The sequence below is a fragment of the Paenibacillus sp. 7541 genome (assembly GCF_002276395.1).
In the GTDB taxonomy this organism is placed as follows: domain Bacteria; phylum Bacillota; class Bacilli; order Paenibacillales; family Paenibacillaceae; genus Paenibacillus_AQ; species Paenibacillus_AQ campinasensis.
In genome coordinates this window covers 222947-248088 of record NZ_NQLZ01000005.1, presented here as the reverse complement: position 1 = coordinate 248088, position 25142 = coordinate 222947, and the positions used below count along the sequence as shown (strand labels likewise).

Here is a 25142-nt window from a genome sequence, read left to right as displayed (position 1 = left end):
CAGCCGGACCGTTCCCTCGCTTGTGCAGCCATGATTACCCTGTCGAACCGCGCATGCAACAGACCGTTTATAAAGAAAAAACACCCCTTGAGCATTCAAGGAGTGTTTCACTTATGTTGTTACAGAAATTGTTGAACAACCTGATTGACTAGCTTTCCATCTGCACGCCCTTTGACTTTCGGCATGAGAGCGCTCATTACTTTACCCATCTCGGCTTTTGAAGAAGCACCGGTTTCCTGGATGGTCTGCTGTACAATGACTTTAATTTCTTCTTCAGTAAGCTGTTCCGGGAGGTAGGAGCTAAGAAGCTCAATTTCTGCTTTGGCTTCGCTGGCAAGATCGTCACGACCCGCTTTATCAAATTCTTGGAGGGCATCTTTGCGCTGTTTGATTTCACGACTTATAATATCAAGCACTTCGCTGTCATCCAAACTTCTTTTCAAATCTATTTCAAGATTTTTTATCGTCGAACGAACCATTCGAATCGTGGAGAGTTTGAACTTGTCTTTGCTCTTCATCGCTTGCTTCATATCTTCGTTCAATCGTTCGCTAAGATTCATGCTAGTTCAGATCCTCCTAAAACTTTCTCTTACGAGCAGCCTCAGACTTTTTCTTGCGCTTTACGCTTGGCTTTTCATAATGCTTGCGTTTCTTCACTTCTGCCAATACGCCATCCTTAGCGATGGAACGCTTGAAGCGACGAAGTGCAGCATCAATTGTCTCGTTTTTGCGAACTTTAGTTTCAGACACCAGTTTTCCCTCCCTCCGACCAGACCGTCCAAGAGCAATAACACGGTTCATCAAACTTCATTATAGGGCAAACTGAAATATGGTGTCAACCTTGGGCGCTTTATTTTAAACCCCGGCTCATCAGGAATAACCCCGGCAGCCTGTTCGGACTTTCCAGGGTCTACTAAACGAGCTTAACTCAGATTAGCCGTGAGAGGAAGAAAGGCCAGTCAGCGCGCCCAATCTCGCCCCTCCGAGCAGATGATAATGCAGGTGGAACACCGTCTGCTCCCCATCGCGGCCGCAGTTGTTAATCAGGCGGAATCCGCTGTCAGATATGCCCAGCTCCGCGGCTGCCTGCTGCGCGGCCCGGTGCATCTCCCCGATCAGGGCGAAATCCTCGTCCGCCGCATCGTTCATCGACGCAATATGCTTCTTCGGAATGATAAGCACATGGACAGGCGCCGCAGGTTGTATGTCGTGGAACACAAGTACGTTATCATTTTCCAGCACCTTGTTTGATGGAATTTCACCCTTCACAATTTTGCAAAAAAGACAATCCATTCGAAAGTCCCCCTTCAAGCATTCTTATGCTCCCATCATACAAGAAAGCCCATAGCTTCGTCCAATGTTTGCCTCTGTCGGCAAAAAAAAGAGAAGTGCCCGGCCGGATCGCAGCAATCCAGCAATCGATGAAGCGGAGCAAGGGCGGGGAAAGATTATGGTGAGACCCTTGGTCCGATCCATTCGCAGGCACTTCTTAGAATGTCGGCTTAACTGTATTATAACAGCGGGTTGTTGCTGTTTCTGTGATCCTTATCACCGGTTTGACAAAGCTGCAATAGCTACATTTTCTCCAGCCGGATCTGCGATCCTGCACCGGCCTGTTCCGCCGGCTGAATGATCAGCTTGCGGGGCAGACGGGCACGAAGCTCCGGCACATGGCTAATAATGCCTACCGTCAATTTGTCGCTATGCAGTCTCTCCAGGGATGTGATGACCGTGTCGAGCAGCTCGGGATCCAGCGTGCCGAAGCCTTCGTCCAGGAAGAAGAACTGCAGCGGGTACTGTCCGCGCAGCTGAATCTGGGCTGACAGCGCCAGCGCAAGCGACAGCGAGGTGAGGAATGTCTCTCCCCCGGATAAGGTGGATACCGGACGCCGGACACCGCCGTTGGCATCATCACGGATTACAAAGCCGCCGCCAGAGTCCACCTCGAGCGAATACCGCTGCTTGGTCAGAAAGCGCAGGCGCTGGGAAGCGGCCTGACTGACCTGCATCAGCTGCTCCTCTGCGATGTATTCTACAAACGCATTCCCGCGCAAGCAGGATTGCAGCTTGGCTAACCGCTCGCCCTGCAATTGAAGGCCGGCCCGCTGCTCCTCCAGCTCCATAAACCGGACATTGCGCTTCCTGAGATCTTCAACATCCCGCTCGGCTCTCGCTCTGGCCTGTATCGCAGCCTCATCCGCTTGGCGCAGCTGCTCCTGTTCCAGACAGATCTGCTGCCATAGCGCCTCGTCAAACGGCACGCCCCCGAGCTTCTGCTCTACGTCCCGCAGGCGCAGCGACCATTCCCGCTGACTGTCCCGATGAGCGGCCACTCGCTGCTCGGAGCGCTCCTTATCTTCAGCCGACAGGCATGCCTCCAGCACGCCGGCTTCAGTGGCAAAAGGAGAGGACTCCAGCAGACTATCCCAGCGCTGCCGGGCGGCTTTGGCATGCTCTTCCGCAGACTCGGCTGCCTGCTGCGCAACCGCAGCCTCCTTCGCGGCTGCGGCCCTGGTTTCATCCGCTGTTTTGCGATGATGGTGGGCACGCTCTGCCGTTTCCTTCAGCGACTTGAGCTTGGCGACACATTCGCGCAGCAGCTGCTCTGCCGACTGGCTTCCGATCCAAGCATGAAGCCGCTCTTCCTTCTCCTTTAACACATCCGATTTGCTCTGTCTTTGCGCTTCTCCTTGAATCCAGCGCTTCTCAAGCTCGCGCTGCTCCTGCTCAAGATGCTTGACGAGCTGCGCCTTTTCCTCCAGGAAAGGCACGCTCCGCTCCAGCCCTTCCCTCACCGACTCGGCCTCGGCATCCTTCTCTTGCATGCGCCTGAAGCGTTCCTCCGCTTCGGACAGAGGCAGCTCCGGATTCTCCTGCGCCCAGGCGTCGATCGCTTCCGCAACCTCGCCCTTCAGCACACGCACTCTCTCGCGCAGCTGTGACAGCAGCAGACTGCCGCTCTCCGCCGCCGCAGTCTCCTTTGCAAGCTCCTGCTGACAGGAGAGGAGCGCGCGCTGGACCTTCTCGCCCGCTTCCCGGCACTCGGCGATATCCTTGGCTATTGAGGCCACGGCTGCCAAGGCAGCGGCCGCATATAACTCCACCTGGTCCACATCACATTCGGCTCCGAGATTCGCCAGGAGCGCCGGAGCCGCCTCTTCAGCCGGCTGAGACAGGTCTGGAGAGAGTGGATGCGCAGCATTCGCCAATGAATCAGCATCTGCTTCTGCACCATAACCGCCAGCGATCAAACCGGCTTCATTCACCAAATGCGTGAGGCGGATTCGAACCTCCTGCAGTTGCTCAGAGACTCGTTCCAGACGCTCCCGGCGCTCTTCGTCCTCATTGCCCCGGCCGTCACTCGCCATTGCCGGGTGAGGATGAGACAGGCTGCCGCACACAGGACAAGGCTCACCATCCCGAAGCTCGGCGGCCAGCTGCAACGACAGGAGGTGCCGCTGCTTCTCGCGCTGCGCAGCATTCCACTCGGCGGCAAGACGCCGCACAGCCTCCTCCGCCTGCACGATGCTTTCGCCCGCGGCTGCCGCAGCCGAGCGGCAATGGTTCGCCTGCTTCCCAAGCTGTATGTATTGCTGCTGCAATAACTGTTCCTCGCGAGCGCTCCGATCCCGCTTCGCCTCCAGCTGCTTCTGCCGCTCTTCCTGCTCCTTCAGCTCGATGGCAGCCTGGCTCAGCTGCTTCTCGGCGGCCTCCACGGCCTGCCGCCTCTGCATTGCCGCATGCAGCAGCTGCCGTTCACCGGAACGCGTCTCCAGCCCCTTCAGCTGCTGCTGAAGCTCTTCCCGGCGCTTGCTGCCGCGTTCCAGCAGCTCCTGCTCCTTGCGGAGCCGCCCGCCGACATCATCCATCTGCTGCCGGGTCTCGCCTAACTGGCGCTCCAGCTGCGCCAGCTCAGCCCGCAGCGCATCGCGCGCTCGCTGCAGCTCCGCCGCCTGCTCCAGCTGCTCCGCGCGCAGCACCAGCTTCGGCTCCTCTGCGGCCAGCACCGCCTGGGCCGCTTCGTCAGCGGCTGTCGCTTCCTCCGCGAGCTTGTCCGCCTCGGCGGCTCGAACGCGAAGCGCCTCAGCTGCTTCGCGCCGGCTCTGCCATTGCCGCTCGGCCTCGCGCCACGTCTCCAGCGCCGGCAACATGGACGCCGCTGCCCCCGTCAGCTCGAGCTGTCGCTCCAGCCTGCGGATTTCATCCTCCTGCGCCGCAAGCTCCGCCAGCTTGTTATCCAGCCGCCGCTTCTCCAGATCGAGCTCACGCATTCTGCCCAGCGCCTCGGCCCGCTCCGTGACAGCTGTCAACTGCTTGCGCACCGCGTCCGCATGCGTTTTAGCCGCTGCTAAAGCCTCTTCGGCCTCGGCAACCGCCTCCTTGCCAGCCATTCCGAGCCCCTGCTGCTCGGCCTCCACCAACTTAAGCTCGGCATCGTTCTCCTTCACCCGCCGGCTCAGCTTCATGGCCAGCTGGTCGCCATATCGCTCCAGGTGAAACAGGCGCTGGAGCATCTGCCTGCGCTCGCTGCCTTTCAAGGACAGAAACTCGGCGAACTTGCCCTGGGGCAGAACGACAGCCCGGGTGAAATCGTCCATCTTCAGCCCCAGCTTCTCTTCCACCGTCCGGGTAACATCGGCCAGCTTGTCGGCAATCACCTGATCGCCCTCCGCTGTGACGTGAATAAACCGGCTCACCGTGTTGCTGACAGACAGTTCGTTCACCCGCTTGAACCTCCGCTCCACCCGGTAGCGCTCCGCTCCGCTCGCGGAAGCAAGCTCAAACGTAAAGGATACAAACAGACTGTCCTCGGAATGATTCATAATGCCCTGTGTTCCGTTTACCGCCCGTTCCACTTTGCCGTACATCGCCAAGGTAATCGCATCGAGCAGCGTCGATTTGCCGCTGCCGGTTGGACCGAAGATCCCGAATATTCCGGCTTCACACAAGGTTTCGAAATGAATCTCCTGCGGTTCCCGGTAGCTTTGAAGCCCCGATAATTTCAGCAAAATCGGTTTCACTTGGCCAGCACCTCCCCGCTGTCCGCATCCTCTTCCTCAACGAGCTCCAGGAACAGGTTAACCAGATGCTCCTCCGGCTCGCCGCCCCCGGTCTGACGCTGATAAAATTTGCGGAATATTTCCGGTAGCGGAAGCTGCGAACGCTCCGTTTCAAGCAGGAGCGCCTCCATCTCCGGATATACGGGCCGGATATGGATAATGCCGTCCCTGCTTTTCCGAAGACGCTGAATATCCGCCATGCCCATCGCCTCGGTCAAGGAGATCTCCAGATCGATATAGGCGTCCGGATCTCTTCCCTCATCCAGCCAGCGGTACACTTCCTCCAGTCCCCCCTTGGCCTTCCAGCGCACGAGAGGACGCCCGCTCCTTAGGAAAATCTCTTCCACCACCGGCGTTCCTCCCGGAGCAACGTCCACCATCGTCACCGATTTGGCCTGTCCCGCCTCGGAGAAGCTGTAAGCGAGCGGCGAGCCGCTGTACCGGATCAGGCCATCGCCCTTGACGGCTTGCGCCCGGTGCAAATGACCTAGCGCGGTGTAGCATGCTCCGACGGCCAGCGCCGAAGGGTCCACCGTATAGGCGCCGCCGACCTGGATCGGCCGCTCCGAATCGCACTCGACGCCGCCGAGAACATAAATATGACTCATGGCAAGATTGACCGTATGCGGGCTGAATTCCCTGGCCATCAGGCTCATCAATTGGCCGACCCGCTCGCTGTATGCCCGGCGAAGCTGGTCCTCGTCGCCGTCTCCGCCGAGAAGCTCATTCAGCCTGGCCTCTGAAGGATACGGAAGAGCCGCAATCTTCGCCGTTTCACCGGTTCGAGGAATAGATACCGTCACCGTCTCGGCAACGGGCGCTCCGATCAGGGTCAGCCCTCTGGCAGCCACGAGCGGTCTGACAGAGGATACCCGGTCAGGCTGATCATGATTGCCCGCAATGACGACCATCGGCCGCCCTCCTTCCGTCAGCCTTGCAGCCGCTTCATAGAACAGCTGCTCCGCTGCTGCAGGCGGATTGACCGAATCATACACATCCCCTGCCATCATAATCAGATCAGCCTGCTGCTCATCGGCGAGCGCAACCAGTTCATCGATGAACTGCTCCTGCTCCTCCAATCGGCTGCGCCCTTCAAGCGTTCTGCCCAAATGCCAGTCTCCCGTATGCAAAATGCGCATCGTGATACTCCTTCCCGGGGTCCAAGCGTACCCGCTTGATCCTTTTTCTCATTCGTGAACATGTTCTACAAAGCACCTCGTTACCTCTCCCCGCCAGAGAGAATTCCAATCCGAGGGCAATTGCAATCCGTCCGGCCTATCCTCAATCACAACATGATATCCTCATCATCCTAGAGCTGCACCGCATGGCCCCCATCAAAAAAGTAAAGCCACTTCTCCTGCACCTGCTCTCCCAAAATGTCGGCCAGCGCCTGCGCATACAGCTCCAGCTGGAAGCGGTACAGTTCCGTGAGCGCGTCCAGGCCACCCCGATGCTCCAGCACTCGATCGGTCTTATAATCGAGAAGCACCAGCCGATTGTCGATGCGGAACAGACAGTCGATGATCCCCTGAATCAGCACAGACTCGCCCTCCAGCTGCTCGAGCTGCTCAACTCGTTCGCCGAGCGCTGCGGCCTGGCCGAGAAGGGCAAGGCCTTGATAAGCTTCCGCTGCCGGCAGGGCATAGGAGAACGGCATCTCCCGCCAAATTTCTTCTGCCGCGCGGAGCCGCTGGCCAATCGGACTGTCCAGGAAGCGCCCGATTTCCTCGGGACGCACCGCCTCTGCCTGTTCAGGGGTCACAATTTCCTTCTCTACGAGAACGGCTATCGTTTGCTCTGCAATCGAGGCGAAAGAGCCTGCCGCTTCGTGACCCGCATGCGATTGCCCATCTCCTTCCGCTTGATTCAGACCCGTCCCTGCCTGAAGCGGAAGATGCTGCATAATGGTGTGGTATACCGTTCCCCGCTCTGCTGGCGACAGCTTCGAGGCTTCCATGAATTTCGGACGTCGCAAGCGAAGCGTGAACGCGTGCTCTGCCGCTGACGCCCCTTCCCGCATGCCGCGCATCACCGACTGCTCCTCCAACAGATCCAGGGATGGGCTGTCCTGCAGCGCAAGCAGCTTTTTCATTTCCGATACCGAGGTGTTGGCCGGAATTTGGCTGACCGTTTCGTAAGGGTACGACCAGGACAGCCTTTCCCGCACAGCGGAACGGCGCGCATCAGCGTCTTCCCCCGCAGCCGCACGCTCGGCCAGAGATACTGGCTGCAGGTTCCGCAGCGCGTTCCACTTGCCGTGGCGGTCATCCCCATCCTCATCGTCCGGGGCTGCGATCCGGACATCTTGCGCCGCGAGCACATCCGGCGTCGTCACCTGAATGCTCCAGGCAGACTGCTCCCCTGCCAGTACACCGGATGACGACGTCTCCGTCAACCCAGCCATCGTACGCAGCAGCCCGGCGGACGGGTGGCGAATGATCGCCGGCCCGATCCAGTCCAGGTAGCTGCGCCCTCTGGCAAGCAGGTAGTCCGGAAGCAGCAGCTCCGGATGGCTGTCCGCCTGGGCCCAGGCAGAAGCTTTTTTCGCTAAATCCTTCATCGTCCCGATCAAGACCAGCTTCTCTTTCGGCCGAGTCAGCGCCACATACAGCACCCGCATCTCTTCAGCCAGCAGCTCGAGCTGCGACCGCCGGCGGATCGCCAGGTTGGGAAGCGTCGGATAGCTGACCCGAATCGACTCGTCCACATATTTCGGACCGAAGCCAAGTTCCTTATGCATCAGGAAAGAAGCGTTCAGATCCTGCTGGTTAAAGTTCTTCGATAATCCGGCTACAAAGACGACTGGAAACTCCAGCCCCTTCGATTTATGAATCGTCATCAGGCTGACCGCATTCCCCTGATTCTCTGCTCCGCCCACGGCGCCAAGATCTCCGCCGCGCTCCCGCAAACGCGAAATAAATGTAAGGAAACGAAACAGTCCTCTCGAGGACGTATCCTGCTCGTACTGCACTGCGCGGTCGTAGAGCGCCGTCAGATTGCTCTGACGCTGCTTCCCTCCGGGCAGCCCGCCAACCCAGTCCAGATAGCCTGTCTCGCTGTAAATCCGCCAGATCAGCTCGCTCAGACTTCCCTTGCGCGCCTCTTCACGCCAGCGCTCCAGCCGCTCTGCGAATCCGCTCAGCTTCATCCCCAGCTCGGCCGATATGGCAGACTGTTCGCTCTGCCCGTTGTCGGTCCCTGGAGGATGGCCGGCAACCAGCTCATGCGTCACGGCTGCTTCGGCCAAGCTTTCCGGCTCATAGCCGCTCACCCAGCGCCCATTCACCAGTCCCGTTCTCCGCTCAGACGAGAAGGCAAGCGGTCCGCCTTGCCGAACAGCCGCAAGCAAAGCGTCATAGAAGCTTCCCTTCGCGCACAGACGAACCTGTGCCAGCTCCTCTTCATTCAAGCCAATGATCGGAGAACGCAGCACCGCCGCAAGCGGGATATCCTGCCGGGGATTATCGATCACCTGAAGCAATGACTGCATGATCTCCACTTCCGTTGCCTGGAAGTAGCCCTTGTTCTGCTCCCCCAGCGCGGGAATACCGGCCTGCCGCAGCTCCTCCAGAATCAAAGGCGCCCACAGCTGGGCCGAACGAAGCAGAATAACCATATCGCCATACTCGACCGGCCGCATCGCTTTGAGCGACTTATCGTACACCATTAACGGCGCGCCCGTCTCCCCGGTCATCTCGCGAATCTTGCTTATGATCGCTCTGGCTTCCAGCTGGGCGGTTTCCATCTCCACCGCCTCGATGACAGTGTCGGCTCCTTCCTCCTCTTGCTCAGATTCAGAGCCTGATTCATCTGCGCCTTTGCCGCCGCGGTCAATGAGTATCAGCTCCGGCTGAAACGGACTTGCCCCAGCCCCATCATGGTCAGGGAAGGAAGCGCCGCAGACAAGCTCAGCCCGCTTGTCATAAGCGATTTCGGCCACCGATTCATTCATCAGCTGCCGGAACAGCAAGTTGACGGCATCGACAACTTCCATCCGGCTGCGGAAATTCCGCGCCAGATCGATGCGAATGCCTGCAGCTTCTGAATCCAGCCCGCCTTCGGCCTGCGCTGCAGGAGACTGCCCCTCCGTGATGTCTGACACAAACCGTTTATATTTATCCAGAAACAGCCCCGGTTCCGCCAACCGAAAGCGATAAATGCTCTGCTTCACATCGCCAACCATAAACCGGTTGCCCGGCTGCTCCCTGGAGATCAGGCGAACGATGCTTTCCTGTACGCTGTTCGTATCCTGGTATTCATCCAGCAGCACTTCATCAAACTGCTGGCGATACTCAAGCGCCGCATCCGACGGCATCGTATGGTCAGGCTCGGAATCCGTGTGCCGCAATATATGCAGGCAGTAATGCTCAAGATCATTGAAATCGACGAGCCCCTTGGCCAATTTGGCCTGCCGGTAACGCTCACCGAAAGCGATAACGGTTTCCGCAAGCTCATTCATCAGCGGAGCTGCCGTGTGAAGCTCCTTCAAGAATTCGGCTGCCGGACGACCGAACAGGGAGGTTTTGAGCTCATTCACCGTCTTTTTCACATTTTCGCGCAGCTCTTTCACCCGCTCTTGCAGCTCCGGCTCCACCTCGTCCTTGCGGACCGATTTCAGCTTGCCGAACGAGGCATCGCGGAAGATGCTGTACAGCGATTCCCACGGCCCGCTCTGTACAGCTTCCAGCAGCCTGTTCACCAGCTGTAAATCTTCATCCAGCGTATCCGCATATGCTCCCGGTCCGCCAGGCTGAGCAGCAAGGACACGCGCCTGCTGCAGCAGACCGGCTGCCCCGCTTAGAGCCAGGGCTGCATCCGCCATGATGCTCTGCACCCATCCGGTGCTTCCGAGCGCAGCCGTGTCGCTCACCAGAAAATCGGCCGCTGTCGTTCTGAGCCAACGGTCCGGCCAAGGATGGCTGCGCGAAAAATCATACAGCCGCTGCACAAGCCGATACAGCGCATCATCGGTTCGCTCCCCGCTGAACCAGTCAGCCAGGCGTATAAAATCACCGCCATCCCCAGCTTCGCCGTACTTCTCCTCGAACAGCTCCTCCATAATGTCCTGCCGCATCAGATCCGCTTCATGTTCATTCAGAATGCGAAAGCCAGGGTCGAGCGGAATGAGCTGATAATAGCGCCGGATCACATCCATGCAAAAAGAATGGAGCGTCGTGATCGAGGCTTTGCCAAGCAAAGCAAGCTGCCGGCGCAAATGCTCATTATCCGGGTCGCCGGTCAGCTCCCGTTCCAGCGCTTCCCGAATCCGCTGCCGCATTTCGGCAGCCGCCGCCTTCGTAAAGGTGGCGACGAGGAGCCGGTCCACACTGAATCCGGCCTCCGGATCCAGTACCCTGCGAATAATCCGCTCTACCAGAACCGCGGTTTTCCCCGATCCGGCAGCGGCAGCCACGAGGATGTCATTGCCGGAGAGGACGATCGCTTTCCATTGATCATCGCTCCACAAGCTGCCCTCAGGCTTGGGCGGAATTTCGTTTCTGCCGATCATCTCGCTCACTGTCCCTCTCCCTCCTTCATCTGTCCGAGCAGCTCCCATACCTGATTTCGTCCAGGCTTGCCAAGCAGCTGATAGTCGCTGCCTTCAATCGCTTCGTCAAACTGGCACACTGGACGGTACGGACAGAACGCACACGCTGTCTCCTGCTGTATGCGATACGGCTCGATTGCAACATCCCCGCCAGTAATCCGGGCGCCGATCGTTTGAATATTGTCCCGTACGGCCGAGAGAAGCACATCCCACTGCTCGGGCGTCGCCACAGCCGCACTGCTGTAGAAGCTGCCGTCGGCTTTCACCGCCACCGGCAGAATGGCCGAGTGCCCCTTCTCCAGATAGGAGTCCATGAGGGACACCGCCTCCCGATCCGCCAGCAGCAGACCCTTCATCTTGAACCGCTTAAGCAGTTCCTCGGCCGCCTGCTCAGGGGCCATGCCGTTAGCCGACTGCAGCACGGGATCATGCACGTGAAAATACAGCGTCCCTCCAGGCAGCGCGTGCTCTCCAAGCCAATCTTCCGCGAACGTCAGCAGCACGTCGAGATAGGTCAGCATCTGAAGAGACAGCCCGTAGTATACCTCATGCAAACGCAGATCCGTCTGGCTGGATTTGTAATCGATCACGCGCAGCAGCAGACCGTTCTCGCCACGCGCCATATCCACCCGGTCGATCCGTCCGACAATCTCCATCGTCACCCCGCCCGGAAGCTGAAAGGTAAGCGGCGGCAGCGGCTGGCCCGGACCGAAATCCAGCTCAAGCCCCACCGGCTCAAAGTGGCCTCTGCGCGCCTGCTCGCCCAAAATGACGGAAGCCCGGCCGACTATATTTTTAAGCTTGCGCTTGATGTAACCGTATCGCTTGGAGCTGAGCAGTATTTCGCCCTGCAGCATCGGCGCTAGACGCTCTACCGTTTCCTCGGCTTCGCGCAGGCATTCCTCCGGCGTCAGCTGTCCCCAGCTCCGATGCTGGGCCTGAAATTTCTGGGCCATGCTGCTGAGCGCAGCATGAAACAGCTGCCCGATATCCGGGGCTTGAAGGCGGTAGAGCTGGCGCTCCCGCAGCTTCAGGCCGTGAGAGGCAAAATGCGAGAACGGACAGGCAACAAACCGCTCCATTCGCGATACGCTCGTCCGCAGCTTCGTTCCGTACAGCCGCTTGCTTGTCTCCTGCCCCAGCCTGCGAGCCTCATTCGTATATTGAAGCGAAGTCAGCATACGTTCCAGTGAACCTCTCCACTCCGGCTGCTCCGCAAACCAGTTGTATACATGCCACCACAGGTCGGGAATCCGCTCCCCGTTCATCCACTCTCGAAGGCGAGCGGTCAGATAGGCCAAGGATTTTCCCGGATGAACCGCATAGCGCTCCTGCTCGTCGGCGCTTAGTCCTCCGTGCGGCCGCGGCGGCAATGCACCTTCCTCGACCCTGAACATACGCTTCAGATGACGGATCACCTCCGACGGCAGCAGCGGCTTCCCTTCATCATCCGCTGCAGGATAGCTGACCCACAGCTGCATGCTCGCTGACGTCAGCGCCCTGTAGATCAGAAATCGTTCATCGAGCAGCTTTCTGGCGATGCCCGGGGCCAGCTCCACGCCGGCTTGTTCCAGGCTTGTCCGCTCCTGCTCAGTCAGAACGCCGTCGTCCTGAAACTGGGCCGGAACGACGCCTTCATTCATCCCGAGCAGAAATGCGTATTTCACGCCGCCCGCTCTCGTCCGGTCCATGCTGCCAATCAGCACCTGATCCAGCGCCGGAGGAACCAGTCCCATCTTCAGCTCAGTCAGACCGGTGTCCAGCACGCCGGCGAACAGCTCGGTCCCCAGCTTCTCGCTTCCCATCATCTCCACAATTTGATCCAGGAGATCAAGCACAGCGCTCCATACCTGACGATGCTCCCTCGCCTCTTCCGGCCGCCCGGCCTCCAGTGCAGCACGGCTCAGCAGCTCCAGCTTCTCCGGAATCGCCAGCTCTTCCATAAGCAAGTACACCGCCGTGCACTGCTCCTTGGCTGTGCCAGCCTTCTTCAATCGCTTCTCGAATGACAGCAAAGGGGCCGCTATAGCAGCCCTGCAGCGCTCGATCAGCTGATGTGCTTCATCCACCCTGTCGGCCCTGCTGTATGCATCCTCCCCATCTTCAAGCGACAGGCTTGGCACGCCGCGCCATGGACGTCCATCGGTCCAGCGCGAGCCTTGAATGCCGGAAGCCAGCACGAAGTTCTCAAGCTTATCCATGTCTTCGCGGGACAACGAGCCGTCCAGCGGAAGCACCAGATCGGTCTTGATGCAGCGGAACACATCCTCATATCGCCAGCGCCGCACAATGATATCTAGCGCCGAACGCAGAAATTCCACAACCGGGTGGTGCAGCTCGCTTCGCTTCTGGTCCAGAAAGTACGGAACGCCATATTCCTGGAATAGCGGACCGGCCAGATGCTCGTATACATTCAGGTTGCGTACAAACACGGCCATCTCGCGGAACCGGGCTCCTTCCTCCCGGACGAGGCGGAGCATTTCACGCAGCGCCCCCTCGATTTCCGCCCGCCGATGGCTGGCCGCATATAGAAGCAGCCCGTCTGAGCCATCCAGCGCCAGCGGCTTGCCTTGCCACCGGATCTTCCGGTCATAGCCCGACTCCACATGGGCAAGTGCGGGCCGATCCTGAAAGCGGGGAAGCGGATCGGGTCTAAGCACATGATCTTTCGTCTCTACGCCCAGCTCATGGGCGATCCCCTTCAGCTTTATGTACGTAACCGCAGCCGGGTGGAACAAATCGAGCTCATGCGGGGCCGTTCCTTCGGCATAGGGCTTGTCCAGCGTCAGCGCAACCGTAACGCTGCCCGCATGCCGGATCAACTCGCTGAGCACCCTGTATTCCTGGGGGGTAAACCCGTTGAAGCCGTCGATCCATACCTCAGCCCCTCGCATATACGCGGAAGCAGACATCCCTTCAGCCAGCGTGGCGAGCGTATCCTCCTCATCCATATACAATCGCGAGATTTCAAGTTCAAAATCCCGATATACCTTCAGAATATCTTCAAGCTTCCGCTGCAGCAGCGGAGAGCCGTTTCCTGGGGCGGACAAGCGCTCCAGCTGCTCCTCGATGCAGCCGGCATCCACACAATACCGCTTCAGCTCCGTATACAGCTCGCTCAGCTTTCCGACGAACCCGAGCTGCTCCCCAGAATCCTTAAACAGATTGAGTTCCTCTTTGCGGCGCCTTAAAATTTTGTAAAGGAGCATCCGCTTGCCTTCCTCACTGACGGCCACTTTGGCGGCACCGCCCGTCTCCTGCATCACTCTGTAGGCCAAACGGCGGAAACTGAGCACCTGGGCCCGCATCGTCCCCCGGACATCATCCGAAGCGACGAGCGCATATTCAGCCTCAAAGGAGCCCTGCTCCGGCACGAGCAGAATCATCGGGCTACCCGAAGGGTTCTCCTTCAACCGCTCTGCAATCGCCCGACGGATGGCCGTGCTTTTTCCGCTGCCGGACCTGCCGATCAGAAACTGAACCGACATGCTGTTCCTCCTCCCATGTTCCAGCTCTGCTGAAACGTTATATACGAATCCATTGTCTCTACTTTAGAGCGATCTATAAAGCGTCTATTCACGCAAATTACTATGCTTCACTAAAGAGCCGGCCCTTGGGTATCCAGCAGGCTCAAGCCGCCCTTCAACTCGCTTCGCAGCATGCCTGACGGATCGTAAATCCAGCGGGCAATAGCCTGAAGCTGATGGTTAATAGTATAACATAAGTCCATATCCACGGAACATACGTTTGGATTTATTTAGCATTCGGACCAGCAGACTGGGGACCGTATCTCCACGCCAAAAAGCCCCCTCCACACCGGGAGAGAGCCTTTCATTTCCATATGGATGGAGCCAATCCGAACCGCTATATTTTAAGTTTGCTTCTCACTTCGAAGATGGCAAACTTCAGGTAGTGTCCTTCCTGAACACCGAGAATTTGCGGGTGATCCTTGCCCGCAGCCCGCCATTCGACCAGACGCAATACTTTACCTGCATCTTGCGCTGCCTCCTGGATCGTCTCGAGGAACAGATCCGGACGCATATGATAGGAACAGCTTGCGGTGACAAGATAACCGCCCTCGTTAACGAGCTTCATGCCGTGCAGATTGATATCCTTATAGCCGCGGCAAGCGCCCTTCACCGCCGATTTTGTCTTGGCAAACGCCGGCGGATCAAGAATGACAACATCCCAGGATCGCCCGCCCCCGGCCGTGAGCGGTTTGGAGGTATCCACCTTCTGATCCGCGCGTGCGCGCTGCTCACGCTCCTCCAGTCCTTTAACCTGGTTCCGCAAGTAGACAAAAGCGTCATCAACAACAAACTCCACCCGTTCCTGGAAGCCATTCAGCTCCACATTCTCCCGCGCGCTGTCAATGGCGTGCTGGGAAATATCCAGGCAGGTAACCTTCTTCGCCCCGTACTGGCAGGCGTGAAGGGTGAAGCTGCCCGTATGCGAGAAGCACTCCAGCACCGTCGCGCCGTCCCAGAACGGAAAGGTAACCTCCTTGCCGCTTTTGTTCACAGGCACCCTCTTCTTCTGTCCGTCCGCTTCGATCTCCTGCAGTGTAATGCCGCTGCGTTTGCCCCAGCCGGTCATCAGCGGCTTGATCGACGCACGATTCTCCCGCTGATCGAAGAAATAGCCCGTTTTCTGGCCTTCCACAATGTCCACTTTGATCTTCAGGCCGTTCTCGGTCACCGTGACATGGCGCGGGCATTCCCCATACAGCGGGCCCTTGCGCTGCTCAAGGCCTTCCAGCTCCCGAACGGATACATCGCTCCGCTCATATATTCCGGTCGGGTTCACAACTTCAACCAGCGCGCTCACAATCTCGTCACGGCAGCGATCCATCCCGAGCGTCAGCAGCTGGATAACCAGCACGTCAGCAAAGCGGTCCACGATGAGCCCGGGAAGAAAATCGGCTTCGCCATATACAAGACGATACGCGTTCTCCCCTTGCACAAACCGTTCTCTGTGACTCATGCACTGACGGAATCGTTCAGCGAAGAAAGCCTGGTCCATCTGCTCAATAGGCTCATAAGATACGACCCGCACCGTAATTTGCGAGGCCGGATTATAATAGCCGGCGGCCAGGAAGCGACCTTGATGGTTCAGTACCTGCACCAATTCCCCCGCAGCAGGCTCCCCTTCGACAGAGGCAATCTCGCTCTTGAATATCCAGGGATGGCCCTGCTCTAATCTTTTTTTACGGCTCCGATCCAAAATTACCGATGGCACTTACACTTCACTCCTCTATTTGTCTCCCCGGGGCTATTCATTGGCATGCATGTCCGCCCCCGGTCATATACGTAGTTAAAAAGGCTGCCTTCGAAGCAACGAATTCATCTGCCAGAAAAGGAGAACATCATGCTGTCTTCACTATGGTTTCCTATCTGTTACGGCCTTGTCCTGTTTCTGCTTGGCATGAAGGTGATGGAAGCCGCGCTGCAGCGCTGGGCCGGTCCCCTCCTGCAGCGCTGGCTGCACAAGGCGACCTCTACTCCGCTGAAAGGCATGGTGTCCAGCATGGCGGTTACGGCCCTGCTCCAGAGCAGCACAGCCGTAACCGTGCTGTCAATCGGATTCGCCAATGCCGGACTGCTCAGCTATTCCGGAACGCTTGGCATCATCCTCGGCACCAACATCGGGACGACCGTCACCACCGAGCTGATCAGCCTGCAGATCGGACAGGCTGCGCTGCCGCTGCTGACGCTGTCCTTGATGCTCTGGGCAGGACTGGTCATATCCGCCGAGCGGGTCCCCCGCGGCTATGCGTCGCTGAAGAACCTGCTGACACGCAGCCAGTATCTGTGCCTTGCGGCCGCCGGTTTTGCCGCCATTCTGCTCGGTATCCGCTTCATGCAATCCATCGGGGCTGACCTGGAGCGCCTCGGCCTGTTCCAGTGGTTCCTTGATCAGGCTGCCCAAAGCGTCCTCTGGGGCATTGCCGCAGGCGCTGTACTGTCGGCGATCATGCACAGCAGCGCGGCCGTGATCGCGATGGCGATGAGCCTGGCTACAGCCGGCGCGCTGCCGCCCGAGCTTGGCGTTGCCATCGTCGTCGGCTCCAATGTAGGCACCTGTGTCACCGCCCTGATCGCCGCCATCGGCAGCACCGCTGCCGGTCGCTTCGTCGCCTGGTCCCATATGGTGCTCAATATCGGGGGAGCGGTGCTGTTCGCCCCATTCATCCTCGGACTGACCACCGTCTCGGGCTGGTTTGCCGCTGGTCCGGCCGGACAGATCGCCCACGCCCAGACGCTGTTCAACATCATCTGTTCCCTGCTGGCCCTGCCGTTATGCTATCTCCCGGTATGGTCCCGGAAACCCCGCCCCTGATCGGGAGGTTCGGCCGTTGCGGCGGATTTAGCGAGGAATGTTCACCTGAAGCAGCTCCAAAGCTTTGCGCAGGATGACATCATTGTTGTTATACCCGTTGCGGCGCTGCTTGTTCCAGGCTTCCAGCGGCGCATGCCAATCCACCCCGTTGATTTCTTCCAGCTGGGGTTTCAAGGTGCCTTGCACTGCTTCAACGAGATAATAATGAACCTCCTTGTCCACAATACCGTATTCAGGATGATTGTATTTATAAGGAATGATATCCACTCGTGTGATGATGCGGCCAACAATGCCCGTCTCTTCAACAATTTCGCGCAGCGCGGTCTGCTCCACCGTTTCACCCGGCTCCATTTTGCCTTTCGGAAGAGAGGTCTTGCCGTACCGGTCCTGGATGAGCTGAATTTGAAGCTCGCCTTCATGGTATCGGTACACGACGCCGCCTGCGGATATCTCTTTTCGTGTCATGTCTGCATCCTCCTTCATGTGCAACAAGGATTTCACTTCCGGTTGAATTCGGGAAATGAAATCCTTGTCAGGTACGGCCAAGCCGAAAGATTACTGGGCGGCTGCCGTTAATCCGTTGTGCATAACGCTGACCAGTTCGCCTTCGCACTCATTGACTCCGGCCTTGGTCACCTTTACGCGGCACATCTGGCCTTCAAGATCTGACGATCCGTTGAATACCAGTTGAAGATAGTTGTCGCTGTATCCCTGCATTTTCCCGGAACCGCCCTTGTACTCGCGCTCCGGAATCACTTCCAGCACCTGGCCGACAAAGCGTTTGGCATACGCCAGCTGAAGCTGTTCAGACAGGTCGATCAGCTCATGAACGCGCGCGTTCTTCACCTCTTCGTCCACCTGATCCTCCATCCGGGCAGCCGGAGTGCCGGTCCGCTTCGAGTAAGGGAAGACATGCATCTCCGAGAATTGAATTTCTTTCATCAGGTTGTAGCCGTTGCGGAACATCTCGTCCGTCTCCCCAGGGAAGCCGACGATCACATCGGTCGTGATGCCCACATCAGGCATCGCTTGACGAATCAAGCCCATCTTGTTGTAAAATTCCTCGGTTGTGTATTTGCGGCGCATCCGCTTCAGAACCGTATCATCGCCCGCCTGCAGCGGGATATGTAGATGACGGCACATTTTGCTGGAGCGGTTAAGCACGTCGAGCATCTTCTCGTCGATTTGGCTGGCTTCGATGGAGCTGATGCGAATGCGCTCCAGGCCGTCCACCCGGTCGAGATCCCACAGCAGATCGGACAGTTTGTAATCCTCCATATCGTCGCCGTAACCGCCGGTGTGAATGCCGGTCAGCACAATTTCCTTGTACCCGGCTTCCACAAGCTGGTTGGCCTGCTTGAGGATGCTCTTCGGATCCCGGCTGCGCGACAGGCCGCGCGACCAAGGAATGATGCAGAAAGTGCAGAAATTGTTGCATCCGTCCTGAATTTTGAGGAACGCCCGCGTGCGCTCAGCAAAATCCGGCACATCCATTTCCTCGAACACTCTCGTTTTCATAATGTTGCGTACTGCATTGATTGGCTGGCGTGTTTTTTCGATATCATGAATGAAGCTCATAATTTTATCCCGGTCCTGGTTCCCGATTACGAGGTCAACCCCCGGAATATCCAGAATCTCGGCTGGCGATGTTTGCGCATAGCAGCCTGTAACCGCCACGATGGCGTCAGGGTTGCGGCGAACGGCCCGTCTGATCATCTGCCGGCTCTTCTTGTCTCCGGTATTGGTCACGTGGCACGTATTAATAAGGTATACATCGGCAGTTTGCTCGAAATCCACCTGCTCGTAGCCTTCATTCTTGAAGTACTGCCAGATGGCTTCTGTATCGTAAAAGTTGACTTTGCAGCCCAGTGTGTAAAATGCTACGGTTGGCATGATCAAACTCCCCCCATTTCTCCAGATTCATATAAAGCGCAGGTCAACGCCGTCATTCCGGCGGTTTCGCAGCGCAGTATTCTTCGCCCGAGTCCGACAGCTTCCGCTCCGGCTTCTTCGGCGATTCGGACTTCATCCTCCGTAAAGCCGCCTTCAGGACCGATAACCAGCAGCAGGCTGGCCACCGCGCCCGAATCGGCAAATATCTGCTCAACAAAAGGCTTGAGCCGGTCCCGGATGTGCAGTCCCTGCTCTTTCTCATAACAAAAGTATACGGCATCATAGGCCGAGAATGTCTGCAGCAGCGTCTTGAAAGATACCGGCGAATCGATCACCGGAATCCGGTTGCGATGCGCCTGCTCTGCTGCTTCCTTAGCGATTTTGCGCCAGCGCTCAAGGCGCTTTCCTTCCTTTTTGGCATCATACTGAACGATGGTCCGCTCAGACCAAAAGGGCGCAAAAGCCACCGCACCGATCTCGGTGCACTTCTGGATCACCGTCTCCATCTTGTCCCCTTTGGGCAGACTCTGGGCAACGGTCACTTGCAGCCGCGGCTCTGCGGTCATCTCCAAATATTCAACAACAACGGCGCTTACAGCGGCCGAGTCGATGCTGTCGATTTCCACCAGCGCTTCCCGGTCTTCTCCATCGCTGACAATAAACTTGTCTCCGGCCCTTCCGCGCATCACCTTGGCAATATGGCGGGCGTCATCGCCCGTTATCTCAACGCGCTCCCCAGCGAACTGCGCGGGAGCAACAAAATATCGCTGCATCTCTTATCCTCACCTAACTCCAAAATCGCCAAACCCCATCATACAACTTTTCCGCTTGCCTGACCAGAGAAAAGACGTGAAAATCCCGTTATTTTAGCCGCTTCACCGAAATGAAGCATCATCATCCTCCGAAGAGGAGGATAAACAGATTCAAAAATTCGATCGACAGCATATGGGCCGCATTATACAGCGGTCGGATCGTATGCGCCTGAAACGCCGGTACAATGATGATCATCAGGAAGATCAGAATCGACCATTGCTCGATCACTCGCAGTCTGGCACTGACGCGCGGAGGAAGCACCTCCGACAAAATTCGATATCCATCCAGCGGAGGAAGCGGAATGAGATTGAACAAGCACAGAAAGAAATTCAGTAAAATAAACGTATTAAAGAAAATATGAACCGCTTGATCCACCCGATTCGTTCCGACCGCGTCGATCACTCCGAACTGGTACAGTGCCGCATAGATCAGCGCCCCCACAATGCCGAGCGCCAGATTGCTGAGCGGCCCGACAGCCGACACGATCACACTCATCCTGCGCGGGCGGCTGAAGTTGTCGCGATTCACAGGGACCGGTCTTGCCCAGCCGAAACCGGCAATAAGCAGCAGGAAGATGCCCAGAAAATCAAAATGCACAGCCGGATTCAAGGTGACGCGGCCCAGCATTTTGGCCGTTGGGTCTCCGAACTTGTAAGCCGCATAAGCATGCGCAAACTCATGGACCGTAAAGGCAATCATCAGAGCAATCAGGTAAAAAGGAAGCTGGTCCAGCGGATAAAATAAAAGCTGATCTAAAAACTCCATCACTCACTCTTCCTCGCTACAAACGCTACCCAGTCATCCTCGCGGCGAATATCCGCAATCTCGAAGCCGGACGCCTTGAGCGCCTGATCGACCATCTCTTCCTTGTTCTTGTAAATGCCTGATGCAATGTAGATGCCGCCGGGCTGAAGCGCCTGGTACACATCATCCACAAACAACAGGATCACCTCGGCCAAAATGTTCGCTACCACAATTTGCACAGGCAGCGTTACGCCAAGCTCTGCCTTGTGCTCGCGATCCGTGAGCACGGACAGCAGGTCGCTCTCAACAATCGTAATCCGGTCCTCCAGCCCGTTCAAGCGCGTGTTCTCCTTGGCGCTCGATACCGCCACCGGGTCAAGGTCAAGCGCCAGAATCCGGGATGCCCCCAAATACGCCGCGCCGATGGACAGAATCCCCGAGCCGGTACCGACATCAATCACTTCCTCGCCGCCTTGAATGACCGACTCCAGCGTCCGCAGACAAAGCGAGGTCGTCGGATGCGTACCGGTGCCAAACGCCATGCCAGGGTCCAGCTCAATGATCGATTCCGCTTCGGATTCAGGCTCATATGTCTCCCAGGTCGGCTTGATGGTCAGCCGCTCGGACACCCGGATCGGCTTGAAGTACTGCTTCCATGCCGTCGCCCATTCTTCCTCGTTGACGGTCTTCATCTCATACCGGACTTCCCCGGTGTTAATGCCGAAATCGCTAAGCTCCTCAATGCGCGGAGCGATCTCGCTTACGATCGATTCCAAGGATACCGTCTCATCAAAGTACCCTTTAATGACGGCGCAGCCCTCGGGAATATTGTTAAACGGGACGATCTCATCGAACCATTGTCCGAGGGAGGTGTCCCTTTTTTTATGGACAGTACCGGATTCCTCGATGGAGACGCCCCCGGCCCCGGCTTCATGCAAAAAGTTCGTAATCATCTCTACGGCTTCTTCCGTAGTATGTATCGTTAATTCATGCCATAACATGTGCAGCAGATCCTCCTCATTTGTACATAGCTTCTATTGTACTATATAGTGGACCTTTGACACAAAAGGAATCAAACCTATTTTCACTCGGCCAAAATACAAAAAAGCCCCTCTTACCGAGATCCATTCCGGGCAAGAGGGCTTCGTTCCTGATAGCGCATGTTGCACCGGGCCATTCATTGGCCCTGCTGATCCTTCAAAATCTCTCTCAGCTGCCGTTTGTCAGCCGCCTCGCTGCGACGAAGCGCCTCCGCATCATCGGCGTCCGCCTCGGCTGCTGCAAATTCTACATCCTCGTTCTGCACCGTTTCACGGGCAAGCAGCTTTTCGGTTTTGCTAAGAATTTTACCTTTCTTTACTCTTCGCATCATAAGTATATGACTCCTTTCTTGATCCATAACTCTAGCGGCTAACATCAAGGCTTAGCCCGCCCTGTCTATACCATCCCGCCAGACTGCTCAATGATGTTCATAGCCCGGTCAAACACGCTTTCGTCCAGCACGACAGTCAGCAGAATGTCGCGGCCCTCAAGTCCGTCCTGCCGCCCATCGCTCATCCCGCTGGCCGATGGATCTGCGGCGCCAAGAATGCCTGCCGAACGGTTCGACAACGCGGCATTCTGGGTCATCGAGGTCAGACTGTCAATATCCCCGGTCAGGGGGTGCATCGTATCATTCAATTCGCCACCCGGATACGCGCTGAAGCGGTCGATGGACATGTCAGCCACCCGCAGCGCCTCCAGCTTTCGGGCGACGAGCTGGGCTTGCTCCGGACTTTTGAAGTAAGCAAGAATGTTCTTCTCTGCCATTTCTTTCACCTGCAATTCTTCTGTTCAATTTTCGTGGCGGATTCTGTATGTTCGGGTGGAACGATCCTAGGTTGCTTCAATGTCCGCCGTTTTATTCCGCTCGTTGTGCCAGGCGCTTCTTGCGGAACTGTGTGCACGGCCAGTCGTCGATTGGACACGTCAAAAAGCCCGGTGCAAGAACTTATGTCCCTGCACCGGGCCATTGCCGGAATGCTGTGCCTATTCACAGAGTAAAGAATCGGCGACTTTGCCTGCCGCGTCGTAAGCTTGAGCTTTCGCCTCAAGCTTACGACGCGTATCTGGCATCATCCCGAGAACGGAACCGATTGCGCTTCCTGATCCAATGTATACTTCACTTGCATCACGATGTTCTGCTCATGGTCGCCGAACTGACGGCCAAACAGATTCAGCCCTCCCTGGTGAACGGCATCCGGCTTGATGCCGATGCGCAGCCGTAATTTCGGGCTCTCCGTGAGCCCGAGCTCACTCAGTTTCACATCGGATACCTTTTCCATGTCCAGCGTTGTTTTCTCATGATCCACACGCCATCTTTTCAGAAGACCATATTGCGTAGCCCAGTCATACCACCAGTTCGGATTCAGCCTCCCGCGGCGGTCTCCGAAATCCCCGGGACTTGTCCACATGCCGATCTCGATGCCGTTCACCCAGACCGATATGTTCGACGGCCAGTTATGATCATAGTTCGGCGCCTCAGAGCACATCTCCATCGACAGCTCCAGCGACTCGATACGCGCCCCGGCCGGAATGTCCATCGGCAGCAGGTATTCCAGATAACCCTTGCGCAGCCAAATAATCTGGGCATTGACATGCTTCGGATGATAGAAGCTTGCCGGCTCATCTTCCTTGATAATATAACCTTCCGTATTGGCCATTCCGCAGGTCGGATGCACCTCACAGTCACTGTAATGCCCGATGGGCATCTCCACCTCATAGACATGGGTTACCCCTTTAGGCATGGATGTTCTTAAATTCAAGGCAATATGAATGTCGTCATAATTCCGGCTGCACACTTTCATTGCCCCACGGGATGCAGGAAGCAGTTCAGTTTGTATGAGTTCAGCGGCCTCCAGCACTTTCACGTTGCTGGCTACAGTCGAGACGGGAAGCTTGAGCTCCTCGGCAATCTCCATAATATTTAAATTTTTGGAGTTCAGAAGCCGAAGAATATCCACGCGGGAACGCGTCGATAAGGCATGAGCCACCGTTACAAGCTTCTCCGGGTCGTTAATATTAAGTTCCAGCACGAATTTGCTCCCCTTTTATGTTAATCGTTACCTTCATCTTACTTGGTAATGAATCGAAAAACAATCCAGCCGGAAAGGCTTCCACTCGTGCGCTGCTTAGGGGTTGCCGCCTGACAAAGAGCACGCCGCGGAAGGAAAAGGGCTCCCGGAAATCCGGGAGCCCCTCAGCATTCAGCTTGTATTGCACGGGCAGCGGCGGCATCATCCGCCGCTCCCTCTTCCCTTTAATTCGCCGGTTTGATGTCAAAGAAATCAATCTCTCCGTAGCCTTCGCCTTTAGTAAACCGGATCGTGTTCTCACCGGCATTCAGGTGAATCCGGGCAGTGGACAGGGTCCAATTCTCCCAGCCTTTATTCGTAATATGGAATTGGCTTGAAGGCCCGCCATTGACGCTGAGAAGAAGATGCGACCAGCCTCCGCCGGCGGTTCCATTTGCCGTTCTGGCCAGCAGGATGTATTCGCCTGCACTCGGCACATGCACCGTATACTGTGCAAAGCTGTCCGCTGTGTCGATATAACCGGCTTTGGCTCCCCCGGATCCGTTCGGGCTTGCCGCCGCGCGCGCAGTACCGCCAAAGACGCCTTCCTCTCCCTCATAACGGATGTGCGGCGCCTCGCCGGAAGGCAGCGCTATCGGCACATTCGGATTGACAGGCACACCGAGATTTGGCGTGTTGTCGGCGTTCCAGGTGAATTTTTGCATCCGGATTTCCCGATTCCACCCGGCATTGTCGTACTTGGCCGTGTGGTATAACATCCAGTCCTCAGTGCCGTCCGGCGATTTCGTGAACGAATGATGGCCCGGTCCGAACAGTCCGTTCCCAGATCTGAATATCGGCTGGCTGCGCTTGGTCCAGGATGCCGGATTCAGCAAATCACTGGACGTGCTCGCTGTGATCAGCCCCAGGCAGTAGTCATTCGTCCAGCTGCCGCTGGCGGAATACACCAGGTTGATGACCCCGTTTCGAATGATCACCTGTGGCCCTTCATTCACATGCGGGGAATGGTTGGTTTCCCAGCTGTAGGTTGGCCTTGCAATTTCGACACGATGCGAGCCAATCGTCCAAGGATTGCTCATCCGCGCGATATACAGATTCTGCCGGACATCCGTATCACCTTCCCAGCCAGACCATATGAAATACAGCTGCCCGCCTACCTCCAGCACGGTGCCGTCGATCGCCCATTTATTGGTCGGATCGGTAATCTGGCCTTTATACTGCCATGTGCCCTGCGTTGGATCTGGCGACGTGTTCTCCATCACGTACATGCGATGATTGACATTGTCCCCGTCATCCTTCGCATAATAGATGTACCAGGCGCCATGGATATAATGCAGCTCAGGGGCCCATATATTGCAGCATCCGGTTTCTACAACGGTGGTTGGCGCCGCATCTACCGTTGTCAAATTCCGTGATTTCCAGATCGTCACGTTGCCGCCGGTCGTCTTCGTGAAATAATAGTAGCCGTCCGTGTGCTTGTAAACCCACGGATCTGCACCATCCTGCATGATCACGTTATAGAAATTATGCTGCTGAGTTGCAGCATGCGCAGTCGGTCCGATCGGAAAAATAAGAAGCAGGCATACCGTGATCAGCAGTGTATTCCGGTAACTCATCTTCATCATTCATTCACGTTCCTTTCGGATTAAATATTAGAACCAGAGCCGGCTG

At 57.0% G+C, this 25142-nt stretch carries 20 protein-coding genes; 1 reads left to right on the top strand and 19 read right to left on the bottom strand.

The features are described from left to right. Positions 1-119: 119 nt before the first annotated feature. The 9 genes from CHH75_RS03350 to CHH75_RS03315 all read right to left on the bottom strand — a co-directional run bounded on the left by CHH75_RS03350 (position 120) and on the right by CHH75_RS03315 (position 15846). Positions 120-560 carry a GatB/YqeY domain-containing protein gene (locus tag CHH75_RS03350; RefSeq protein WP_095263115.1) on the bottom strand — a complete coding sequence of 147 codons (441 nt, stop codon included), beginning with the start codon at positions 558-560 and terminating at the stop codon, positions 120-122. 16 nt (positions 561-576) lie between these two features. Beyond that, positions 577-750, bottom strand: coding sequence for a 30S ribosomal protein S21 (rpsU, locus tag CHH75_RS03345; protein ID WP_005547957.1), 174 nt, complete (start codon positions 748-750; stop codon positions 577-579). A gap of 183 nt (positions 751-933) precedes the next feature. Further along, positions 934-1293, bottom strand: a complete 360-nt coding sequence (locus CHH75_RS03340) for a histidine triad nucleotide-binding protein (RefSeq protein ID WP_095263114.1) — start codon at positions 1291-1293, stop codon at positions 934-936. 281 nt (positions 1294-1574) lie between these two features. Next, positions 1575-5021 carry an SbcC/MukB-like Walker B domain-containing protein gene (locus CHH75_RS03335; RefSeq protein WP_095397441.1) on the bottom strand — a complete coding sequence of 1149 codons (3447 nt, stop codon included), beginning with the start codon at positions 5019-5021 and terminating at the stop codon, positions 1575-1577. Beyond that, a complete protein-coding gene (locus tag CHH75_RS03330; RefSeq protein ID WP_095397440.1) occupies positions 5018-6199 on the bottom strand; it encodes an exonuclease SbcCD subunit D in 1182 nt (393 codons plus the stop codon). The genes CHH75_RS03335 and CHH75_RS03330 overlap by 4 nt, the downstream gene beginning before the upstream one ends. Before the next feature lie 170 nt (positions 6200-6369). Then, on the bottom strand, positions 6370-10569 hold the full coding sequence (addA, locus tag CHH75_RS03325) for a helicase-exonuclease AddAB subunit AddA (RefSeq protein ID WP_095397551.1): 4200 nt from the start codon (positions 10567-10569) through the stop codon (positions 6370-6372). Positions 10570-10574: 5 nt separating this feature from the next. Further along, positions 10575-14096, bottom strand: coding sequence for a helicase-exonuclease AddAB subunit AddB (addB, locus tag CHH75_RS03320; RefSeq protein WP_095397439.1), 3522 nt, complete (start codon positions 14094-14096; stop codon positions 10575-10577). Between the two features lie 110 nt (positions 14097-14206). Further along, complete coding sequence (locus CHH75_RS25115; RefSeq protein ID WP_255222948.1) at positions 14207-14338, bottom strand: hypothetical protein; 132 nt, start codon at positions 14336-14338, stop codon at positions 14207-14209. 134 nt (positions 14339-14472) lie between these two features. Continuing rightward, on the bottom strand, positions 14473-15846 hold the full coding sequence (locus tag CHH75_RS03315; protein WP_095263110.1) for a class I SAM-dependent rRNA methyltransferase: 1374 nt from the start codon (positions 15844-15846) through the stop codon (positions 14473-14475). Between the two features lie 129 nt (positions 15847-15975). Between CHH75_RS03315 and CHH75_RS03310 the strand changes: the two genes are divergently transcribed. Continuing rightward, entirely contained in the window at positions 15976-16947 is a 972-nt protein-coding gene (locus CHH75_RS03310) for a Na/Pi cotransporter family protein (protein WP_095263109.1), read from the top strand. A gap of 27 nt (positions 16948-16974) precedes the next feature. Here the strand turns inward: CHH75_RS03310 and CHH75_RS03305 are convergent, their stop codons facing one another. From CHH75_RS03305 to CHH75_RS03260, 10 genes are all read right to left on the bottom strand, one after another. Next, complete coding sequence (locus CHH75_RS03305) at positions 16975-17412, bottom strand: NUDIX hydrolase (protein WP_095263108.1); 438 nt, start codon at positions 17410-17412, stop codon at positions 16975-16977. Between the two features lie 90 nt (positions 17413-17502). Then, positions 17503-18840, bottom strand: a complete 1338-nt coding sequence (gene mtaB, locus CHH75_RS03300) for a tRNA (N(6)-L-threonylcarbamoyladenosine(37)-C(2))-methylthiotransferase MtaB (protein WP_095263107.1) — start codon at positions 18838-18840, stop codon at positions 17503-17505. A gap of 2 nt (positions 18841-18842) precedes the next feature. Then, positions 18843-19613 carry a 16S rRNA (uracil(1498)-N(3))-methyltransferase gene (locus CHH75_RS03295; protein WP_095263106.1) on the bottom strand — a complete coding sequence of 257 codons (771 nt, stop codon included), beginning with the start codon at positions 19611-19613 and terminating at the stop codon, positions 18843-18845. A 121-nt stretch (positions 19614-19734) separates the two neighbouring features. After that, positions 19735-20418 (bottom strand): site-2 protease family protein, encoded by a 684-nt coding sequence (locus tag CHH75_RS03290; RefSeq protein ID WP_095263105.1) that lies wholly within the window; start codon positions 20416-20418, stop codon positions 19735-19737. Beyond that, positions 20418-21398, bottom strand: coding sequence for a 50S ribosomal protein L11 methyltransferase (gene prmA, locus CHH75_RS03285; protein ID WP_095263104.1), 981 nt, complete (start codon positions 21396-21398; stop codon positions 20418-20420). The genes CHH75_RS03290 and prmA overlap by 1 nt, the downstream gene beginning before the upstream one ends. Before the next feature lie 176 nt (positions 21399-21574). Then, positions 21575-21769: a YfhD family protein gene (locus CHH75_RS03280; RefSeq protein ID WP_095263103.1), complete on the bottom strand. Its 195-nt coding sequence runs from the start codon at positions 21767-21769 to the stop codon at positions 21575-21577. Between the two features lie 65 nt (positions 21770-21834). Next, positions 21835-22206: a hypothetical protein gene (locus tag CHH75_RS03275; protein WP_155617435.1), complete on the bottom strand. Its 372-nt coding sequence runs from the start codon at positions 22204-22206 to the stop codon at positions 21835-21837. A 305-nt stretch (positions 22207-22511) separates the two neighbouring features. After that, positions 22512-23471 (bottom strand): ArsR/SmtB family transcription factor, encoded by a 960-nt coding sequence (locus tag CHH75_RS03270; protein ID WP_095397438.1) that lies wholly within the window; start codon positions 23469-23471, stop codon positions 22512-22514. Then, positions 23458-23676: a hypothetical protein gene (locus tag CHH75_RS03265; protein WP_095263100.1), complete on the bottom strand. Its 219-nt coding sequence runs from the start codon at positions 23674-23676 to the stop codon at positions 23458-23460. Before CHH75_RS03265 ends, CHH75_RS03270 begins: the two co-directional genes overlap by 14 nt. 19 nt (positions 23677-23695) lie before the next feature. Next, positions 23696-25093, bottom strand: coding sequence for a family 43 glycosylhydrolase (locus tag CHH75_RS03260; protein WP_095397550.1), 1398 nt, complete (start codon positions 25091-25093; stop codon positions 23696-23698). Between the last annotated feature and the right edge of the window lie 49 nt (positions 25094-25142).

What these genes read in the sequence shown, in the direction of transcription:
- CHH75_RS03350 (WP_095263115.1), bottom strand. Translation starts at nt 560, where the DNA reads ATGAATCTTAGCGAACGATTGAACGAAGATATGAAGCAAGCGATGAAG.
- CHH75_RS03340 (WP_095263114.1), bottom strand. Translation starts at nt 1,293, where the DNA reads ATGGATTGTCTTTTTTGCAAAATTGTGAAGGGTGAAATTCCATCAAAC.
- CHH75_RS03330 (WP_095397440.1), bottom strand. Translation starts at nt 6,199, where the DNA reads ATGCGCATTTTGCATACGGGAGACTGGCATTTGGGCAGAACGCTTGAA.
- addA (WP_095397551.1), bottom strand. Translation starts at nt 10,569, where the DNA reads ATGATCGGCAGAAACGAAATTCCGCCCAAGCCTGAGGGCAGCTTGTGG.
- addB (WP_095397439.1), bottom strand. Translation starts at nt 14,096, where the DNA reads ATGTCGGTTCAGTTTCTGATCGGCAGGTCCGGCAGCGGAAAAAGCACG.
- CHH75_RS25115 (WP_255222948.1), bottom strand. Translation starts at nt 14,338, where the DNA reads ATGGACTTATGTTATACTATTAACCATCAGCTTCAGGCTATTGCCCGC.
- CHH75_RS03310 (WP_095263109.1), top strand. Translation starts at nt 15,976, where the DNA reads ATGCTGTCTTCACTATGGTTTCCTATCTGTTACGGCCTTGTCCTGTTT.
- CHH75_RS03305 (WP_095263108.1), bottom strand. Translation starts at nt 17,412, where the DNA reads ATGACACGAAAAGAGATATCCGCAGGCGGCGTCGTGTACCGATACCAT.
- mtaB (WP_095263107.1), bottom strand. Translation starts at nt 18,840, where the DNA reads ATGCCAACCGTAGCATTTTACACACTGGGCTGCAAAGTCAACTTTTAC.
- CHH75_RS03295 (WP_095263106.1), bottom strand. Translation starts at nt 19,613, where the DNA reads ATGCAGCGATATTTTGTTGCTCCCGCGCAGTTCGCTGGGGAGCGCGTT.
- CHH75_RS03290 (WP_095263105.1), bottom strand. Translation starts at nt 20,418, where the DNA reads ATGGAGTTTTTAGATCAGCTTTTATTTTATCCGCTGGACCAGCTTCCT.
- prmA (WP_095263104.1), bottom strand. Translation starts at nt 21,398, where the DNA reads ATGTTATGGCATGAATTAACGATACATACTACGGAAGAAGCCGTAGAG.
- CHH75_RS03280 (WP_095263103.1), bottom strand. Translation starts at nt 21,769, where the DNA reads ATGATGCGAAGAGTAAAGAAAGGTAAAATTCTTAGCAAAACCGAAAAG.
- CHH75_RS03275 (WP_155617435.1), bottom strand. Translation starts at nt 22,206, where the DNA reads ATGGCAGAGAAGAACATTCTTGCTTACTTCAAAAGTCCGGAGCAAGCC.
- CHH75_RS03265 (WP_095263100.1), bottom strand. Translation starts at nt 23,676, where the DNA reads ATGATGCCGCCGCTGCCCGTGCAATACAAGCTGAATGCTGAGGGGCTC.
- CHH75_RS03260 (WP_095397550.1), bottom strand. Translation starts at nt 25,093, where the DNA reads ATGAAGATGAGTTACCGGAATACACTGCTGATCACGGTATGCCTGCTT.